Below are 17,692 nucleotides of genomic sequence, written 5' to 3'. Positions count from 1 at the left end.
GGTTAAGAGCGGTAACACGATTTTTCGATCTCTCGCTGGCGGAAAGCCACCGCGGCAGATCGCACTGGACTAGTTCAAGGGAGAGATGAATCTGGCGCCGGCAGAGCCCGTCGAACTTATCGGTCTATGTCTTCATGTCGTCTCGATGGCACTGGTTACGGTGTTCGCGGTGGCCATGCTGACGATTTACCTTTCCGGGATGCGCCGGGCGGCCGCTCTGATCGATCGGTTGACGAGCACCCCGCCCCGGCGACGGGCTCTCCCTCACCCGGCGTCCCCGGTGCTGCCGATACCAATGCGGCGTCTCGACCTCGACGCCGTCCCTCGGCTCGCCTCGAGCAATCGAGCGCGTTGAACTCGATAAAGCAGCGCACGCTTCTCGATTAATATGCCGCCCAGCGGAAGGCCGAAGAAGCCGAACAGGCGCTCTGGATGCTCATCGCTGCCGAGCAACTGGACGCGGCCGTCATCGAAGCAAAGTGCGCGAAATCAAGAAGATCAAATCGGACGCGAGGCTCGCATTCGTACGCGCGGTCGGCGAAGCTGCCAACCTCCTCACCGCCGAACAGCGCAAGACGGTCTCCGGCGTGGTGCTGATGCCGGGCAGCGCCCCCATGAAGAGGATGTGAGGCTGGACCGGCCCGGGCGTAGAGCGACGCGTTTTCATGATCCGTGAGGGCGCGGCCGGCGCCCCGCGCTATCGGGCGGGCCGAGGTCTGCGAGAGCCCCCATCGCCTCCCCGAGCAGAGGCGCGATATCGATCTGGCTCCTCCCGCTACCGACGCTATTCGTGATCACGACCCGCGCGCCGGCGCCGACGAGCAGTTCGTCGGATCGATCCGCGAACAATCCGTGGACGGCGATGCAGACCGGCGGCGGCCAGCCCTGCGCGGCGAGCAGCCGGACGGCCTCGATCATCGTGCGCCCGCTCGAAATGATGTCGTCGACCAGCACGGCCGTGCGTCCCCTCCAGGCGTCGAGATTCCCAAGCGTGATCCGGACGTCCCGGTCCCCGTGACGGACCTTCTGCAGGACGCAATAAGGCGCTTCGGCGTCGCTTGCCACCGCCGTCACCCACTGTTCGCTCTCGCTATCCGGACCAATGATGAGCGGCTTCTCGACGTTCTCCTTGATCCACCGCGAAACCAGCGGAGCCGCATGAACGACGCGCGTAGGTATCGAGTAGATCTCGCTCAGGTCGCCGTACCGGTGCAGATGAGGGTCGACGGTCACCATCCAGTCGAAGGCCTGGGAGATGAGATGCGCCACCTGCCGGGACGTCACCGCCTCGCCGGGATTGAAGCGGCGGTCCTGTCGCATATAGGCGAGGTACGGAGCGACGAGTCCGACCTTCGAGGCGCCGAGCTCGCGCGCGGTCGCGGCGGCAAAGATGAGGGGCAGGAACTTCTCGTCCGGATGCGCCAGCGTGCAGACGATGGCAACCGATCGCTTGCCGAGCTCGGTGTTGAAACGAAGATAGGTCTCCCCGTCCGGAAATCGCCGCGTGATCAATTCGCCCGTTCCGCAATCGAGCTGGTCGGCAAGCCGCCCCGCCAATCGTTCGTTGTCGGGCATCGGAATAAGCAGAGTCTGGCTCATCGCTCCTGGACCGTGATGATGTCGGGATTCACAGCGGCATAGTCCATGGCGTAGGCAAGTTCGCCTCTCGCCTCCGCATGCACCGTGCAAAGAGGCTGTCCGATCGATACGGCAGCACCCGGCTTCACGTGCAGTTCGAGGCCTGCTGCCTTGGCTTCGGGCGCACCTGCCAATTTTGCGAGCTTCGCGATCTTGCGGTTGTCGATCGAGACCACGCGTCCTGTTCTGACCGAGGCAAGTGGCTGGCGATGGCTCGAAACCGGCGGCGTACGCATGCCGCCCTGGGCCTCGCAGATCCTTTGGAATTTAGCCCATGCGCGACCATCGTCGAGCGTTCGGGCTGCCATGGCCGCTCCCCGTCCGTGCTCTGCCAGTCCGCCCAGTTCGATCAGCGCGCCGGCGAGGGCTACGGCCCGGTCACGGAGGTCGCGCGGCGCCGATGGCCAGCACTGGAGAATGGCCAGGACATCATGGGCCTCCAGCGCCGGCCCTATCCCGCGGCCGATGGGTTCGGTGCCGTCTCCAGGAATCACCTTTGCTTTGATCCCGAACGCGTCCGCAACGGCGATCAGTCCCGCCGACAGAGCGTCCGCCGCTTCACGACTCCTGACCTTGGCGGTCCGCCCGACCGGCATGTCGAGGATGAGGTGGGTCGAACCCGCCGCGATCTTTTTGGACAGAACTGATGCGATCATTTGACCTTCGGAGTCCAGATCGAGGGCACGTTCGATGCGGATCAGGATGTCGTCGGCCGGACTGAGCCTTATCGCGCCGCCCCAAACGACGCACCCTCCCTCTCCTTCGACGACGCGATGAATGTCGGCAATGGCCAGGTCCACCGGCGCCATCGTTTCCATGGTATCGGCGGTGCCGGCGGGCGAAGTGATGGCGCGGGAGGACGTCTTGGGCATCGTCAGGCCGAGGGCCGCGATAATGGGAACGATGATCGGCGTGGTCCGGTTTCCGGGCAGACCGCCCACGGAATGCTTGTCGAGCACGACCTCCGCGTTCCAGGACAGCCGATCGCCCACCTCCACCATCGCCTTGGTCAGTCCGAGAACCTCGTCATGGTCGAGCGGACGCGCCGCGCATGCCGTGATGAACGACGAAAGATGAATGTCGGAATACTTCCCCTCGACGATGTCCGAGGTCACCGAAAGCAGCGCCCGGTCGCTCAGTTCGTTACCGTAGATCCGACCTCGGACGTGGCTCAGAGATATGAGCGGATCCGGATGGCTGATCGCGATGGTGTCTCCGTCGTTCAGCTCAAGCCGGCTCCAGGCCGATTCCGACAATGCGGCCTCGTCGTGTGCGATCAGGTCGTTGGTGACCTGATACAGGGTGGCGATGACATGGCGCTCTCCGGCTCGCAGCAACAGCCGATTGTGCGCGACGAATCCCTCCGACCGGCAGACCGCGCACTCCTTGTGCATGAAGACGACGGGTTCGAACTGCGTGTCGACGCCCAGGCGACGGACGCGGACCCGATGCCCATCTTGCGGCCGGTCAACCTGCCGAGCTCCGCTCATGCGAGATCTACCTGTTGGCCGTGATCGGGCATCGCGCAGGTCCAACCCAGTTCCTTTTCGATTCGCTTGCGCAAGGCGTCGGATGCGCTGGCCTCCCCATGCGTGATGAATGTCTGGCGTGGCGGGATTTTGAAGCCCTTCAGCCACCTCAAGATCTCGTCCGCGTCTGCGTGGGCCGAGAGCATCTCCAGGTTCGTTACCTCCGCACGAACCGGCACGTATTGTCCGTGGATCTTGATGCTGTCGGCGCCGGCCACCATGGACGCGCCCCTCGTTCCTCCGGCCTGGAAGCCCGCGAACAGAATCGTATTCCTGCCGTCTGGCGCGTAGCTTTTCAGATGGTGCAGGACCCGGCCGCCGGTGGCCATTCCGCTGGCCGAGATGATCACCTTCGGCATCGACTTTGCCATCAGGGCTTTCGATTCGTCGATGCTCTGGACGTAGTGCGCGACGGCGCAGGCATCGCGACATTCGCGCTCCGTAAGTCTATGATCGGCGGCATGCCTGCAGAAGATCCTGCTCGCGTCGACGGCCATCGGGCTGTCGAGGAATATCGGTATGTCCGGCAAGCGTCGGGAAGCCTTCAGGCGATGCAAGTGATACAGGAGACTTTGTGCCCGCCCCACGGCGAATGCCGGGATGATGACGGTCCCGCCCCTTCCGACCGTACGACCGATGACTTCGGCGAGAGCATCCTCGGGATCCGTCACGTCGTGCCGGCGATTTCCGTAGGTGGACTCCACGACGAGGTAGTCGGCGTGCGCGATCGGAACAGGATCGACCATGGTCGCGTCGCCGTATCGGCCGAGGTCGCCGGAGAAGACGAGTGTTCTACCGTTCCAGGCAAGCTGGATCGAAGCCGCGCCCAATATATGACCTGATCGTCGAAGCACGGCAGATCCGCCTCCGGGCAGATCCAGCGGCTGCCCGAATTCCACGGGCCTCAACTGTTCCAGAGAACTCAAGGCGTCTTTCAAGGTGTAGAGCGGCAGCGCGGGCTTGTGCCGGGAGAATTGATGCCGGTCCGCAAATTCCGCATCCTTCTCCTGCAGGTAGCCGGAATCCGGCAGCAGGACCTTGCATAGATCCGCTGTTGCCGAGGAACAGAACACCGGCCCCTCGAAGCCCTGCTTGATCAAGAGCGGCAGATAACCGGTGTGATCGAGATGAGCATGCGTGAGGAGAACCGCGTCGATCCGGCGCGGATCCACCGGGAAACGCACCCAATTCCGAAGCCGCAACTCCTTGAAGCCTTGAAAGAGCCCGCAATCGATCAGCAGCCGGTGATCCGCATTCTCGAGTAGATATTTGGATCCTGTAACTGTCCCGGCTCCGCCGAGGAATGACAATCGTAAAGTCACGCTTGGCCTCCCGATACGGTTAGTCGGCGTGACCTGCCCTGAGGAAAGACGCGCAGCCCGTTGTCGTACAAGCCGTACGCCGACTTTCGCTCGCTTCCTTGATGTGCATCAAAAATCAGACCTTCGATTTCCTCCACCTTGCGCTGGGCGCAACAGCTTCCTTGAGGGATGGTGCCCCCGGAACCGAACGCGATGGTCCGCCCATGCCTCTGCGGGACCGGCGGTCGCTGGCTCTCGCGCCACCCAGGCGATCATAGGATTTCGAATGATTGTGCACGCGATGACCAGGCGAGCACTGGCATCGATCGTCCGCCAGGGGACCGGCCGGAGTTTGCGCCTCTTCTGGGCGCTCTGTCGTTCCTGGCTACGATCACGCTGACGTGCCCGTCGAATGGCTCGTCGTCGTTGGCACGCTGACCAACAGGCGACGTTGGATCAGCGTAGCGGCGTGGGCCGCGACAGGAAGTTCGCTCGCGGCGATTGGATTCTATTTCGCCTTCCATCATCTAGGCTGGAGTTTGTTGGCGGAACGATATCCGGATTTGGCGAGTACGCGCGCCTGGGCCCAGGCTTCTGGCAGGATCTCGCGATATGGTCCGCTCGCACTGTTGGGCCTGATGGCGCTGCCGCTCCCCATTCCAAAGCTACCCATGTTGGCGGCCGCGGGCCTTTACCGATTGCCGATTCAGGAGGTCGTCGTCGCCATCTGGTCCGGAAAATCATCAACTACACTTTCGACGCCTACGTGGTGACCCGCTTCGCGAGAGCGGTCCGTCGCATGTTTCATGCGACCTGAGTCCGAGGCGGTCCTGAGATCATCCAAGGTGCGGCGGCCGGGGCCCCTGCTTTCCTGGGTTCACTCACCGGCGACGCGGCTTCTTGCGTCTATCTCCCCAATATGGGGGCTGAGGGGCGAAAGCCGGCGGGATTGGCCGGGTTTAGGCGCCGAGCCCACTCCGCTCGGCCAACACCTCCTATCGGAGATCGTGGAGCCGGCGACAGCGTTGGTGGATGCGGCAAGGAGCGGCAACATAAGCGAAATCGCAAACCGTATCTTCCTGCCGGTTCGTGCTCCGATCACCAGAACAGCCAGACTCCGGCCGCGAAATTTACGCTGGACGGCTGCTTCTGATTTCTTAATGCGATCGCGGCCCGTTTATCCTACCTTGCGATCCCAACTCACCCCGATGTATGGAGCAACATAGCGAAGGCGAGAACCCAATTTGAAGTTCGCAAGGCCTCTCCCCAGATCAGCTCGGACGGATTGCAACTGAAACCGCAAGTCAACGTGAGAGACGAGGGTCTTTTGTCATTAGCTCGTGCCACAGCCAACTCGCCATCGCCCCGTCTCGAAACCAATGCGCTCGGCGTGTGGAGCTCGCTTGCGAAGCAGTGCCGTGAGCGCCGTGGGGGCGGACTTGGCCTTTCCCTCGAACAAGACCTGACCGACCTCGTCGACCACACATACTCACGTTTCTTTCTGCGAGACACCCAGCCCAACATATTGCTTCATAGCCCCTCCGATTCGTAAGATTGCGGAAGGCTTGAAAATAGCGGACCTTTCGTGCCGCGGGCGCCGACCGCAATTACGTCATCGTGTGCAAAATTGGCTCTGACGCAAGTCTGGTGCAGCGCCGACTATTCTGCGCCGATCAACCTAGCTTGACGCAGATCGATTTTCCCGCGACCGTACATATCCGCTTGGCCGCGGGCGTCACCATCTCTTCCCAACAGAGCCTTAAAGCGCCGCGTTGTCCAGCATGGCGTCGGCCAGCAGCCGCTTCAAACCGGATTATAGGGCAAGGTCACCTATCCAAGACGCCCGATATGCCAACGAACGCAAGTTCACAAGCCGGCTCTTCCCCTTTCACCTGTGGAGAGCTGAAGGCGGTGTCCGCATCGCGAACGAATTGCGGTGGAGCAGCGTCGTACCGGAGACGGGCCAAGAGGCGACGCTGAACTGACGTCGCAAAGTACATTAAGGAATTGCCACGCTGAGACGAAGCGATCGCGCCGCGATCATGCAGAATGATCTCAGTCCAATTGCTGTTACTTTGGTCCGATGTGGTGGGGCTCACGCGGGCCGCCGCTGTAATGATGGCTTCCCTTCGGACCGGATTTCTTCGAGCCAGTCCTCTGCTTCTTGGGACCTATGTGATGCGGGACCTCGGACTTGGCTCCACCAAAGTAGTGGTGGCTGCCGCCCTTCCCTTCTTCGGGGCTCGACTGCGCCATCGCGGGAAGCGCAACAAAGGACAAGACGCTCGCGGCAAATAACAGTTTGAGGATATTCATGTTTCTCCCTCCTATTGACCGAATGGGAACAATCAAAACGGGCGTCTGATTGACCAGCAATCAACCCGATGCGTCGCGAATGTGGGTTGAGCCAGATCAAGGACTGGGGGCAAATACGTTTGGAGGAATGCTGAAAGAATCAGCATGCTGGCCCGAAATTCAAAGCCACTATCTTATGGCTTGCCTTCGCGATGACCAGCGCTGGCTGCGCCTATGTCCTCCGAAGCTTCAACATCCATTCGACGATTGTTCCAAAACGTCGGCTCAATGAGTTCGACAAGAGTGCACCCGTGCAGCCCTGCACCAGCGGCCGCCGACCGCGAGCAAAAGCACCTGCTGCGGCAGCATTATAATAACGTCATTGGAAGATCGTTTTATTACAGTGGGATCCGAAAAATCTCCCACAACATGCGTTCGCCAAGTTGACCTTGGTCAAACCGCGGTCCGCGGAGCGCCATACGGTGGTGACTGCCGGTTATCGAGACCGGCAGCAGAACGTTGTGGGAGAGGAATGATGAAGACAATCGGTCAAAGGAGCCTCGCGGCGGCTCTCGGCTTGGCTATTGCCCTTAACTCGTCGGCAGTGGCTTCGGCCCAGCAGCAGACCCCGGATACCCCAAAGGATGCGCCCTCTCAGCAGACTGCGCCTGCCCAGCCAGCGCCAGGCATGGGACACGGAATGATGCGGGACGGCATGGGCCATAGCAGGATGGGCCGGAAGGGGATGGAAAGCGACCACGACAGGATGGGCGGCCGGATGCACCGAGGGGGATCGGATTCGAAGCAGGATGCACCCTCGACCACCGGTGCTAGCCCGTCGACTAATTCGAGCACCGCACCGCACTCTGGCTCTAAGTAATCGTCCTTCAAGATTGCCAGCCAGCTCGATCGACCTCTCCGGGCTGTCGGCGATCTGAACCGCCCCGGGATTGCCCGAGGCCGTTTAGGTTATACTGCCATGGCCTGTTGTTCAGCATGGCGTAGTAGCGTTGCGGGGCTTCGGCCGGCGGTATGTTGTCAATGGGCTCCAGCGACCTGCGGTTGTGAACCAATAGACCGTTCGAGGGTGGCGAACTCGACGGCCTCGAAGTTTTGCCATGGACCTCGACGGTGGATCACTTCGGCCTTGTAGAGGCCGTTGATGGTTTTCGGCGAGAGCATTGTCATAGGTTCCGACGCTGCAGACAGTAGGCTCGACGCTGCTTCCGCCAGGCGCTCGGTATATTTGATCGAGACGTATTGGGCGGATTCAAACGGTCGTCGCAACACCCTGAAGTGGAAGTTGCGATGAAAGATAGACGTTCGGCGCGGTCAGAACGAGCGCCATTGCCATTGCCAGGCCGGCCGTCTGCGGCCGGACGCGATGAATAGCATCGATGTTGGAAGGCGATTGCCACAGGCCAGAGCAGCGAAGATGCTGCGTTTGAGGCCGGATTTTTCGCAACCGGTCTGAAGCAGATTATTCCGAAAGGCAGGCGGCGTGCCACCAGCGATGTTCAGATCTTCGGCCAAGCCTCTCTCCGGGCGCTGTCTTTCATCGGCTGAACGCGAGGAATTGCCCCGCTAAAGGTGCAGGGCGGCCCTCTAAAGGTGCAGGGCCTTCAGCGATGCGAAAAGCCCTGGGCAGCGCGGCACCAACGAGAACACCAACGGGTTAGCTGCGGCAGTACTTTCCGAAAGGCACAGACCTGAGCATCCACAGCGTCGACGAGATATCCGCTGTAGCAGCGGCTCTCAATGAGCGACCCAGAATGACCCTGGGCTGGAAAACGCCGGCAGAAGCGCTTGACGAATTGCTGTCATGAGTAAAAACGAATTGGTGTTGCGACTACCGAGAGCCAAAGGAACGTTCGGCCTTGGCGCCTTGAACTGGCGGTTGACGTGATCCAGCGGGCATGGCGCGGCCTTGTTGCTGATCGTGGTTTTGACGGTTTCGCCGCGGATTATCCCTCGCAAGCCCATGTGCCGCATCAGTCGCGACACTGTGCAACGAGCAACATCGAAGCCTTCACGCTTGAGCTGTCGCCAGATCTTGCGCACGCCATAGACCCGGAAGCCCTCACCGAAGACTCTCCGAACCTCGATCTTCAGCTTGGCATCCGGCCTGGCGCGCGCCGACAGCCTGGCTGAATCGCGCCGCTTGGCGGCTGGGCGTGGTAGGTCGAGGGGGCGATCGGCAACCCTTGCAGATCGGCTCGACTCCATAAACCTCGCGGTGATCGTCGATGAACGCGATCATGGCTTGTACCGGCGGTCAACTCCGCCATCGCAAAATATGCCGACATCTTGCACAGGGTCTCATTGGCCTGGCGAAGCTCGCCCTTCTCCCGCTCAAGGGCCTTGAGCCGGTCCGAGACGTCGGATGGCACGCCGGATCGCCGGCCGCTGTCGATCTCGGCCTTCTTGACCGATTCATGCAATGTCTGCGGCGTACAGCGATCTTGGCTGAGATCGAAACGACCGCCGCCCGGCACGAGGCATGCTCGCTCTCGCGGTCCAGAACCATCCGAATTGCACGGGTCCGCACTTAAGGTGAGAACTTGTTCGTTGTCTTGCTTGTCATGGCTCCATCTTCTCAAGAGTAGTGCCTCCGGCAATCCCGGGGCGGTTCAATCGGCCTTCGGAGTCGGAGGCCCCGCATTCTCCGCTCAAGGCCGAGATCCCAAGTTGCGCTCGCTACGGCGCCATCAGGGCGCGCCCGTTCTCGCCATCCACACACCACCGATTATTGCCGACATGGCCATGAGAGGTAATGTACAAATCTGATTGTCTCCATTGGTGGCGCAAACAAGCTTGTAAGAACGGGACGAGCGATATCGGCTGGCGAACAGGTTGACCGAGAGCCTGGCCGGGCCGTGCAGGTTGCAGTCTTTGTACGGGAACGAGTGGGGAAAACAATAACCGTTAGGTCCGTGTTGCCGAAGCCGCAGCGCGATATCCGCCTGGATCCGTTTCGCGGACTGGCAAACTGGCTGATCTTTCTGGGCACATACCAAACACCGCGCTCGCTTGGTTCATGACGCGGAATTACGGCTTTAGCGATGGAGCCGATCTGTTCCTTATGATCTCCGGCTACACCACGACGCTTGTTTTCGGAACGCTAATTAAGCAACACGGCTTTGTCGTCGGAGCGACCAGGCTATTGCGCCATGTGTGGCAGGTCTATGTCGCCCATCTGCTGCTGTTCGTCGTCTACCTCACTGCGGTGCGTTACCTTGCGCACACATTCGACGATCTGCATTTCATGGATCCATTCAACGTCGCCCCTCTGATGATTTTTTCCTGTTGAGACATTGTCTAAGGGCCTGGTGCTCAGGTTTAAACCACTCAATCTCGACGCCTTGCCTCTCAACATCGTGTTGACGGCCGCCTTCCCGTCCTCTGGTTCATGTTGCGATGGCGCAACGCGGTGATGATCGGCCATTGGTCCGTATTTTGCTGCTCGCCATTATGGCTGGAACCTGCGTCCTATCCGGCCGGGGTATGGTATTTCAATCCGTTTACGTGTCAGCTACTCTTCATTCTTGAAGCCTAGTTCGCGCTCGGAGGTGCTGCAAATCAAGGACTCCTGCACTCGCGCATTCTCTACGTCCTGTGCATCGGCTTCCTTCTCTTTGCTCTTTACTCTGGCAGACCGAATCCCGAATTGCGGCAGTTCGCTCCCGATGTCATTGCCGAGCCGTTTATTCCCAAAGAGTAAATCTAATCTCGCTCCCTACCACGTGATCCATTTGGTGAGCCTGGTATATCTCGTCGTATCGCTCATTCCGATCGACTGGCGGGGACTGAAATGGCCAATATTCAACCTCTCATCCGGTGCAGTCAACAATCCCCGCCTGTCTTTTGCGTCGGCCTGTTCTTGTCCTTCATCGCCCATTTCGTGCTGGGTTTTGGTTTGGATGGAGTGCCGGTCCAGCTCGTTGTGTCGGAGCCACGGGTTTGTGGATGATGACTATCATTGGGTATTACCGAACTTGGTCGAAGGATGTTGATAGGCTTTGGCTTCCGAAGGAAAATTTCCATAAGGGCAGAACGGCGGCGTGTGCCATGAGATCGGGTTCTTAGTTCGAACGCACCGGGAGGCAACGTTGATTACCTCGGAGCTCATCTTTACCGGGCAGACCCGGGCGACCATTCTACATGGACTTCATTGGACGGCTTCTGCAATCGAGCTGCTCCGGGTGCTTGTGATCGTTTGCGGTGTCGCCGCCTCCACCGTGTGGTCGTTCCGTGAGATGCGGCGGAGAGAATTTACCGATGCGTTTCGTTCCTATCGCGCCAATATCGGCCGGGCTATTTTGCTCGGCCTTCAGTTTCTTATTGTTCTAGCCAGGCATTCACCCGGATTTTCCGCGAGGCCGCCCTATGCGCTCGCAATCAACTTTGTGTAATATTTTAATAGGTTGTCCGTCTTTCTTAATTGATCTGCGTCAAGCTGCCCTGACTTCGAAATGGTAGTCGAATGATGGGATCATCAGCAGGGATGGAGCTGTCCATGGAGAATATGAAGAAGTTCATCGGAACCGCAGCCGCGCTCGTCGTCTTGGGTCTGGCGCCAGCCGCGCCGTCATCGGCGAGAGCAACGGCTGCAAATCCCTTGCAGCTTGCGATGATGGACGAAATGAAAATGAAGTCCGACTCATCCAACAGCTCGGGCGGCATGGGCGGCCAATCCAGCAGCCAATCCCAGAACATGGGCGGCATGGACGACAAGATGAAGATGCCCATGCAGAGGCCTATGGAAAGGCCTATGGGCGGAATGGGTTCGATGGGAGGAATGGGACAATCCGGCGGCCAATCCCAGAACATGGGCGGTGGCATGGATGACATGATGCGGATGATGCGGATGATGCACGGTCAGATGCCCGCACCCAAAGCCGGTATGGCGCCCGAGGCCGGAGTTACCGCAAGCGGGCCGGCGGACGTGACTGAGCGGCTGGAAGGGCGGATCGCCTTCCTGAAGGCCGAGTTGCAGATCACTGACAAGCAATCGGCTGATTGGAACCTTTTGGCTGACGCGCTACGCTCCAGTCGCCAGCATTTGCTGGATGCACGCAAACTCCTCGTCGTGGATGAGAAAATTTCGGGTTCCGAGCGGATTGAGCATTACGAGCGCCACCTGGCGGAACGCCTGGAAGCGATCAAGGCAGCTCGCACCGCCTTCAATCGTCTATATACGAACCTGAGCGACGAGCAGAAGAAGACGGCAGACGCCATCCTGCTGCCCTTGATCGCAACGTTCTGACGACGCCTTGAAAGCTGGGGCCATGTCGAGAGTCGTATTGTCTTTCGGATGTCGACGTGTCCTCGGTGCCTTGGCCCTTTGGAGCTGGTTTGCTGCGAGCACAGTGCTCGCCAGTGTTTCGCCGGACAGTGCCATATCTCAGCGGGAGAGCGCCAGGGCTATCAGGCCAGGGTTCGCAATTTATGCCGCCGACGATCGGCGCGGGCTTGAATGGTCAAACGGAAGGCGGCAATTCGCTCAATCGGCGGATGAACATTCGGCGCATCATCCCGGTGGATCGAATTCTGGAGCTGATGCCGCACCTCAGTCGAATAGCCCCGCCACTCCACCAAGTAAACCAGGTGGAGGCTCACCGGCACCTTCATCAAGCGCTCCGAACTCCGGCATGATGAACATGATGGGCGAAATGATGGGCCGCCCGCGCAAGGAGTTCTATCCATCCTTGATGGAAATGCCGCCGCTTTCGGCGGAGCAGCGCCTCAACCTGGAATCTCAGGCTCGCGGCCGGATCAATTCAGACATCGACGGCATCTCGGCCGCTGAAAAGAATTTACGGCATGCGATTGCTGGGGGTGACATTGCCGCGGCAGATCAGGCGGCGAAGCAAATCCGCGATTCTCTCAATCAGGTCCACAGCGGCGTTACCGCGCTTCGGGCGCTGAATGAGGGAAAGCCCCCGCAGCAGATCGCGCAGAGTTGGTTCAAATCTCAGATGAACCTCGCGACGCCTGAACAGCGTCATGGGAATGCGAATGGCCTGTTCGGCATCTCCTGGTTTCACCTCATTACAATGGCACTCCTCGGCATCTTCTCTGCCGGAATGCTTATCGTCTATGTGGAGCGCATGCGCCGGGCCAACGCGCTCGTCGATCGCCTGACTCGCGCACCGGCGCCCGGGCTGGCATCGCCTGCTGCCGCTCCGGTGTCTCCTGCGAGCGCGGCGACGGACACCAAGGCGACGATAGCCTCGCCACGAGCGAGCATGAGTGGCCAGCCAAGTTACGCTGAAAGCGGGCCCAACCCACCCGAGCCTGGCAGCCGCAGCACTACGGCGAAGCCGGGCGGCCTCTGGAAGGGCAGACTCAGAGTCTGTGCGATCTACAAGGAAACGCCAAGTGTGAAGACGTTCCGCCTCCAGGATCCCGCTGGAGGCGCTATTCCATTCACATTCCTGCCCGGTCAGTTTTTGACCTACTCCGCCGAGATCGATGGAAAGACCGTCCGACGGTCGTATACGATCGCATCATCTGCCGCCCAGACGGCCTATGTAGAGACCACGATCAAGAGAGAGGATGGAGGAGTTTTCTCCGAGTACATGCATGGCCAGATCAAGGTGGGAGACCTCCTTGAGGTACTGGCTCCTTCGGGTGCTTTCACCTTCACAGGGAAGGAATCCGACAGCGTGGTGCTCATCGGTGGCGGCGTAGGAATCACACCGTTAATGGCTGCGGTGAGATATCTGTCCGATATTGCATGGCCGGGTCAGATCTATCTGGTTTACGGCGCTCAAACCACGGAGCACTTCATCTTCCGGGATGAACTGGAGTACCTGCAGCGCAAGATGGACAACTTGCACGTAGCTGCAACGATGGTGCGGGCGGCAGGTACTTCATGGATGGGTGCCGAGGGTCAGATCACCAGTGATTTCTTGACGCGGTCCGTACCCGATTTGGCAAAGCAACGCGTCCACTTGTGCGGCCCTCCGAAAATGATGGATACGCTCAGGAAGGTGCTCGGCGAGATTGGTGTTCCGCCCGAACAAATCAAGACCGAGGCATTCGGTCCCGCGCTCGGAGCTGTCCCTCCCCCGGGAATGACGATCGTCGAAAAGCGCAAGTCCGAAACTGCGGCGCCGGCGCTCGGGCCAGCTACGGCGTCAATTCGCTTCGCCAAGTCGGACAAAGTTGCTCCGTTGCCTCCTGACAAGAGCGTCCTCGAAGTCGCCGAGTCGGTCGGCGTTCCGATCGATTTTTCCTGCCGTGCAGGCACCTGCGGGGTCTGTAAAACTCATCTCCTGGAAGGGACCGTCACGATGGAGGTCCAGGAGGCGTTGACGGACGAGGACAAGGCGCAGGGCATGATCCTGGCTTGCCAAGCCAAGTCGATTGGAAATCTGGTCGTCGAGGCTTGATATGGGCGAACGAGGACGCTTCATCGTTGATATCGTCCTCGCTAGCCTCTTGCTGCTCGTTCCCGCCTTTTTGCTTCATTCCGATTCGAGATTTGCTGGCAGCCTGGCCGGCTTTGCCTTAGGCACGTCCGCCGCGACCTTGATGGTTCTTCTCATCGTCTATCCACTCACGAAGTACAGCCGAAGCTTCAGGGCGCTTGTCACGCGGCTGGTATCGATGAAGGCCCTCCTCAGCTTTCACGTTTATGCCGGCATTGCCGCATCTTTCTTGGCCATTCTTCATAGCGGCCACAAGTACGAAAGTCCGATAGGAATTGGCCTCATCGCTAGCATGCTGGTCGTTGTGGTGACCGGATTTGTGGGTCGATACTATCTGCCGCAGACCGCGTCCGAAATTCGAGAGCAACAAGCTCATTTATCAACATTGCGGTCCGCCTATGACCGGACGGCGCTCACCCTGTCCACTCGGGAAATAGCCAATCCCGACGGTCCATCTGTAAGACCGGCTGCGCTGCAGGACGTCACACTGTTGCAGCTCGTCGACGGCATTGCGGACCTTGAATACGCGATCGGGTCTCAAGACACGGTCAAGAAAGTATTCATGCAGTGGATCGGCCTCCACGTGGTTGCGGCAATCGCAATGTATGCGCTGTTGGCGCTGCACGTCGCCGGCGAAATCTATTACGGGCTGCGGTGGCTGACATGAGCCTGCGCTCTTTCGTCTATACGGTCCTGGTCACGTTCGCCATCGCAGGCGTAGCGGCGATATCAATCGGCTTGTACCGCGACGGTTCCGGCGCAGTTTCCGGTTGGACAGATGCCGTCGTGCCAGGGCCTCTGTCGCAAAAGCATGCATTTCTCTCCAATAAATGCGAGACGTGCCATACGCCGACAAAGGGCGTCCAGGCGTCAGCCTGCATCGCCTGTCACACGACGTCCGCCGCCGATCTGAGCATGCAGTCGACCGCTTTTCATGCGACCAGTAAAGAATGTCGCGGATGTCACATCGAGCATACGGGCGCCGTTCGTGCCACCAAGATGGACCATGCTACGCTGCTGCGCATAGGATCATTTCCGCAAGGCCAAAACACCTCGGCGCGCGCGATCAGTGAACAGATGGTGACCGATTTAAAAGGATTTCTGCGATTGCCGACTTCCAACCAACCGGAGAAGGCAGGTCTCGATTGCGCCAACTGCCACAGCAACCGTGAGCCGCATCGCGGCCTATTCGGGCGTGATTGCGCCAGCTGTCATACCTTGGATTCCTGGCGGATTGCTCAGTTCCTACATCCTTCACCGACGTCCAAGGAATGCGCGCAATGTCACCAGGCACCGCCAAGTCACTATATGATGCATTTCATTATGATGGACCGAATGATCACCGGTCAGGAGCATGCCACCGTAAGCCAGTGCTTCCTTTGCCACCGCACCGATTCCTTCAATGACATTAAGGATATCGGATGGTTTAAGCACCATTGAGGAGCAAACCCGATGCCGCCTCTGTTGTTGCCGTCTGTAGCGCCTGTTCCGCTGCGGGCCGCATCTTCCGACGCGCTCTTTGCCAGCACATTTGCGCGCGACTTCTACGCCGTCGTACCTACGCACACAGAAATTCCAAATTTGCTGTTGGGCCCAGGTTGGCGGTTCGTTCGCATTTTGAAAGGAAGCGATGCGCGTCAAGCTTGCCTGCGGAGAAAGTCCGTCGCTAATGCCCTCAGCCGGGACGGCTATTATCTGTTTACGGGCCAGGAGTTTGCACCCGTAACTCAACACGGTAGGGGCCCGTAGGTAGTTGATGCGGCGGCAAGAGTTGATCTGAATCAAGAGTTGCGGGCTAGCAGCTTGTAAAATTGAGATGTTCAGGAAGCGCTGCGCTGCGAAACGAAACAGGCGAAAGCCAATATTTCCGAGGCGTGCGAGCAACGGCAAACGCCGAGGTAAACATGAACAAGAGCGTCACTCTCTGCCTCATCGTGCCCCTGCTCGCTATCGTGCCCTCGGTCGAGGTCATGGCCGGCGCCACCATTTCGGACCGGCGTTACTGGCCGAACGAAGCGCGTGGCTCGCCGGCCCAAGCCGTCGAAATATCTCCGCCATACACATACCCCGTGCTCCCGCTGGACCCCGGTCAGCCGCGCATCGGGCCGCGGAGGAAGGCTGGGAAAAATCGATAGGAACCGGGCCCGGCCGAAGGAAGAAGGCGTCTTCCAGGCGCAATTTGCCTATTTTCTTAGGTTGCTTGCTATTGGCGGTCGCTTAACCGAAGCTATATTCTGAAGCAAGTTGGTATCAGATGGGTAGCTTGACGCGACCAAAGCGAAGATGGTGGGGATGGCTTTTCGCCGTCGCATATCTGCTTGGGTCGATATCGCCTTCGTTGGCCCTGCCCTTTGCCACCGGCCAACATGACGTCGCTGCTCAACACACCAACCAATCCCGTGCGCTCGGGGGATGTCATGAGCACCACCGCACGAGCGCCGAACCGGCGCAGCATTTGGATGATGTGGCGGCGGGCGCCGACATCGACAAGAGAAGCGTCGGACAGGCGCATTCGGGCTGCTGTGGCTCGCTGTGCTTCAGTGCGGTTTTTCCTCAACCTGCGTCGATCCTGCCGCTTCCCATGCCGCGCTTCCGCTGCGAGTCGGAGCCTGACCTGAAGATCGACGAAGGCACGTTCGCTCGGCGCTATCGGCCACCTATCGTCTGAAATTTCATGTGTGTGTTGGGCTGCTGCGCTCCGCTTTGGGGCGCGTGCGCTCATATGCCATTGCTTCATCTGCTGTGTTTTTCGCGCACTTTGGGCCACAGCCCTTACCGAAGCAAGCCACAGCCCTTACCGAAGCAATCTGCCGAACATTGAACAGAGCAATTGCTATGTCATCATCGTGGACCAACCGTCCAGGCCCGGCTGCAACGAGCGCGCCATTGTCGTCTATGGCCTCAGATCGAGCAGTTCGAATAGCTCTCGTCGAAAGCTACGGCCGCTTCCGGAGCCATCTACGGAAGCGCCTTAGGGTGCAGGAAGACGCTGAAGAAGTACTGCAAACATTCATGTTGCGGGCTCTCGAACGTTCCTCCGATCTCCGGGACGCCAACGCTGTCCGCGGCTGGCTCAGCCGGATTCTGTCGACGACCATTGCTGATTTCCATCGTCAAAGGTCCAGGGCAATCAAGGAGGCATCATTCACGGCCGAACTGAACGAGCGCCTCGCCATCGATCGGAGCCAGGAAGCAGATCAGGAAATTTGCGAATGTCTGCATCAATATCTTGCCTTGTTGAGGGCGGAGCAAGCCGAGATAATCAGAAGAATAGACCTCGCAGACGAGCCCAGGGAATTAGTCGCGCTTGAACTCGGAGTGACCGTGAATAACATCACGGTTCGCCTTCATCGAGCGCGTCAAGCCTTGAAAGGCCGCCTCGAAGAAATCTGTGAGGCCTGCGAGGATGAAAACTATTTTGTATGTCGCTGCAATGAAGTGCGCCGCAAATGATACATCGCCAATCGCCCAGGCCAGACCCGCGCGAAAAGTC

16 protein-coding genes, 5 pseudogenes and 1 other annotated feature are annotated in these 17,692 nt (G+C 59.4%); of the genes and pseudogenes, 12 read left to right on the top strand and 9 right to left on the bottom strand.

Translation table 11 applies throughout. The annotated features are described in order from the left end of the window. The first annotated feature begins 479 nt into the window (after positions 1-479). Positions 480-629: a hypothetical protein gene (locus JHD07_RS02295; protein WP_291618521.1), complete on the top strand. Its 150-nt coding sequence runs from the start codon at positions 480-482 to the stop codon at positions 627-629. 34 nt (positions 630-663) lie between these two features. Here the strand turns inward: JHD07_RS02295 and JHD07_RS02290 are convergent, their stop codons facing one another. The 7 genes and pseudogenes from JHD07_RS02290 to JHD07_RS02260 all read right to left on the bottom strand — a co-directional run bounded on the left by JHD07_RS02290 (position 664) and on the right by JHD07_RS02260 (position 8,296). After that, on the bottom strand, positions 664-1,599 hold the full coding sequence (locus JHD07_RS02290) for a ribose-phosphate pyrophosphokinase (RefSeq protein ID WP_291618519.1): 936 nt from the start codon (positions 1,597-1,599) through the stop codon (positions 664-666). Next, entirely contained in the window at positions 1,596-3,128 is a 1,533-nt protein-coding gene (locus JHD07_RS02285; RefSeq protein ID WP_291618516.1) for a thymidine phosphorylase family protein, read from the bottom strand. The genes JHD07_RS02290 and JHD07_RS02285 overlap by 4 nt, the downstream gene beginning before the upstream one ends. Then, on the bottom strand, positions 3,125-4,489 hold the full coding sequence (locus JHD07_RS02280) for an MBL fold metallo-hydrolase (RefSeq protein ID WP_291618514.1): 1,365 nt from the start codon (positions 4,487-4,489) through the stop codon (positions 3,125-3,127). The genes JHD07_RS02285 and JHD07_RS02280 overlap by 4 nt, the downstream gene beginning before the upstream one ends. Before the next feature lie 1,156 nt (positions 4,490-5,645). Beyond that, positions 5,646-5,759, bottom strand: coding sequence for a copper resistance protein B (locus JHD07_RS02275; protein ID WP_291618529.1), 114 nt, complete (start codon positions 5,757-5,759; stop codon positions 5,646-5,648). A gap of 779 nt (positions 5,760-6,538) precedes the next feature. Then, on the bottom strand, positions 6,539-6,784 hold the full coding sequence (locus tag JHD07_RS02270) for a hypothetical protein (protein ID WP_291618512.1): 246 nt from the start codon (positions 6,782-6,784) through the stop codon (positions 6,539-6,541). An 866-nt stretch (positions 6,785-7,650) separates the two neighbouring features. After that, positions 7,651-8,029, bottom strand: a pseudogene (locus tag JHD07_RS02265) (hypothetical protein); the annotation flags it as partial. 66 nt (positions 8,030-8,095) lie between these two features. Further along, entirely contained in the window at positions 8,096-8,296 is a 201-nt protein-coding gene (locus tag JHD07_RS02260; RefSeq protein ID WP_291618510.1) for a hypothetical protein, read from the bottom strand. Between the two features lie 88 nt (positions 8,297-8,384). Here JHD07_RS02260 and JHD07_RS02255 point away from each other — a divergent pair. Further along, a pseudogene (locus JHD07_RS02255) lies at positions 8,385-8,589 on the top strand (IS30 family transposase); the annotation flags it as partial. 27 nt (positions 8,590-8,616) lie between these two features. On the opposite strand, the pseudogene JHD07_RS02250 reads toward JHD07_RS02255, so the two are convergent. After that, positions 8,617-9,290: pseudogene (locus tag JHD07_RS02250) on the bottom strand (IS3 family transposase); the annotation flags it as partial. Continuing rightward, positions 8,950-9,064 (bottom strand) — a sequence feature (AL1L pseudoknot). (Overlaps the previous pseudogene by 115 nt.) 510 nt (positions 9,291-9,800) lie before the next feature. Here JHD07_RS02250 and opgC (JHD07_RS02245) point away from each other — a divergent pair. The 5 genes and pseudogenes from opgC (JHD07_RS02245) to JHD07_RS02220 all read left to right on the top strand — a co-directional run bounded on the left by opgC (JHD07_RS02245) (position 9,801) and on the right by JHD07_RS02220 (position 12,029). After that, a complete protein-coding gene (opgC, locus tag JHD07_RS02245; protein WP_291618508.1) occupies positions 9,801-10,073 on the top strand; it encodes an OpgC domain-containing protein in 273 nt (90 codons plus the stop codon). Positions 10,074-10,092: 19 nt separating this feature from the next. Further along, a pseudogene (opgC, locus tag JHD07_RS39690) lies at positions 10,093-10,319 on the top strand (OpgC domain-containing protein). A 13-nt stretch (positions 10,320-10,332) separates the two neighbouring features. Beyond that, positions 10,333-10,733: pseudogene (gene opgC, locus JHD07_RS39685) on the top strand (OpgC domain-containing protein). A 139-nt stretch (positions 10,734-10,872) separates the two neighbouring features. After that, positions 10,873-11,175 carry a DUF1622 domain-containing protein gene (locus JHD07_RS02225; protein ID WP_291618504.1) on the top strand — a complete coding sequence of 101 codons (303 nt, stop codon included), beginning with the start codon at positions 10,873-10,875 and terminating at the stop codon, positions 11,173-11,175. Positions 11,176-11,279: 104 nt separating this feature from the next. Further along, positions 11,280-12,029, top strand: coding sequence for a Spy/CpxP family protein refolding chaperone (locus tag JHD07_RS02220; RefSeq protein ID WP_291618503.1), 750 nt, complete (start codon positions 11,280-11,282; stop codon positions 12,027-12,029). A 161-nt stretch (positions 12,030-12,190) separates the two neighbouring features. On the opposite strand, the gene JHD07_RS02215 is transcribed toward JHD07_RS02220, so the two are convergent. Then, positions 12,191-12,394 carry a hypothetical protein gene (locus JHD07_RS02215; protein WP_291618502.1) on the bottom strand — a complete coding sequence of 68 codons (204 nt, stop codon included), beginning with the start codon at positions 12,392-12,394 and terminating at the stop codon, positions 12,191-12,193. 20 nt (positions 12,395-12,414) lie between these two features. Between JHD07_RS02215 and JHD07_RS02210 the strand changes: the two genes are divergently transcribed. The 5 genes from JHD07_RS02210 to JHD07_RS02190 all read left to right on the top strand — a co-directional run bounded on the left by JHD07_RS02210 (position 12,415) and on the right by JHD07_RS02190 (position 17,652). Beyond that, a complete protein-coding gene (locus tag JHD07_RS02210) occupies positions 12,415-14,160 on the top strand; it encodes a 2Fe-2S iron-sulfur cluster-binding protein (protein WP_291618501.1) in 1,746 nt (581 codons plus the stop codon). 1 nt (position 14,161) lies between these two features. Continuing rightward, on the top strand, positions 14,162-14,866 hold the full coding sequence (locus tag JHD07_RS02205; protein ID WP_291618500.1) for an iron reductase: 705 nt from the start codon (positions 14,162-14,164) through the stop codon (positions 14,864-14,866). After that, entirely contained in the window at positions 14,863-15,639 is a 777-nt protein-coding gene (locus JHD07_RS02200; RefSeq protein ID WP_291618498.1) for a cytochrome c3 family protein, read from the top strand. The genes JHD07_RS02205 and JHD07_RS02200 overlap by 4 nt, the downstream gene beginning before the upstream one ends. Before the next feature lie 898 nt (positions 15,640-16,537). Continuing rightward, entirely contained in the window at positions 16,538-16,867 is a 330-nt protein-coding gene (locus tag JHD07_RS02195) for a hypothetical protein (RefSeq protein ID WP_291618496.1), read from the top strand. Between the two features lie 167 nt (positions 16,868-17,034). Beyond that, the gene (locus JHD07_RS02190) at positions 17,035-17,652 is read left to right on the top strand and encodes a sigma-70 family RNA polymerase sigma factor (protein WP_291618494.1); all 618 of its coding nucleotides are present in this window, start codon (positions 17,035-17,037) and stop codon (positions 17,650-17,652) included. Positions 17,653-17,692 lie beyond the last annotated feature (40 nt).

Origin of the sequence: Bradyrhizobium sp., assembly GCF_016462955.1 — a bacterium.
GTDB lineage: Bacteria > Pseudomonadota > Alphaproteobacteria > Rhizobiales > Xanthobacteraceae > Bradyrhizobium.
This window is presented reverse-complemented; position numbering and strand designations above follow the sequence as displayed.

Excerpts from the sequence above, each read along its gene's own strand:
- JHD07_RS02220 (WP_291618503.1), top strand. The coding sequence starts at position 11,280 with ATGGAGAATATGAAGAAGTTCATCGGAACCGCAGCCGCGCTCGTCGTC.
- JHD07_RS02190 (WP_291618494.1), top strand. The coding sequence starts at position 17,035 with ATGTCATCATCGTGGACCAACCGTCCAGGCCCGGCTGCAACGAGCGCG.
- JHD07_RS02215 (WP_291618502.1), bottom strand. The coding sequence starts at position 12,394 with ATGAAGGTGCCGGTGAGCCTCCACCTGGTTTACTTGGTGGAGTGGCGG.
- JHD07_RS02210 (WP_291618501.1), top strand. The coding sequence starts at position 12,415 with ATGATGAACATGATGGGCGAAATGATGGGCCGCCCGCGCAAGGAGTTC.
- JHD07_RS02270 (WP_291618512.1), bottom strand. The coding sequence starts at position 6,784 with ATGAATATCCTCAAACTGTTATTTGCCGCGAGCGTCTTGTCCTTTGTT.
- JHD07_RS02205 (WP_291618500.1), top strand. The coding sequence starts at position 14,162 with ATGGGCGAACGAGGACGCTTCATCGTTGATATCGTCCTCGCTAGCCTC.
- JHD07_RS02200 (WP_291618498.1), top strand. The coding sequence starts at position 14,863 with ATGAGCCTGCGCTCTTTCGTCTATACGGTCCTGGTCACGTTCGCCATC.
- opgC (WP_291618508.1), top strand. The coding sequence starts at position 9,801 with ATGACGCGGAATTACGGCTTTAGCGATGGAGCCGATCTGTTCCTTATG.
- JHD07_RS02290 (WP_291618519.1), bottom strand. The coding sequence starts at position 1,599 with ATGAGCCAGACTCTGCTTATTCCGATGCCCGACAACGAACGATTGGCG.
- JHD07_RS02285 (WP_291618516.1), bottom strand. The coding sequence starts at position 3,128 with ATGAGCGGAGCTCGGCAGGTTGACCGGCCGCAAGATGGGCATCGGGTC.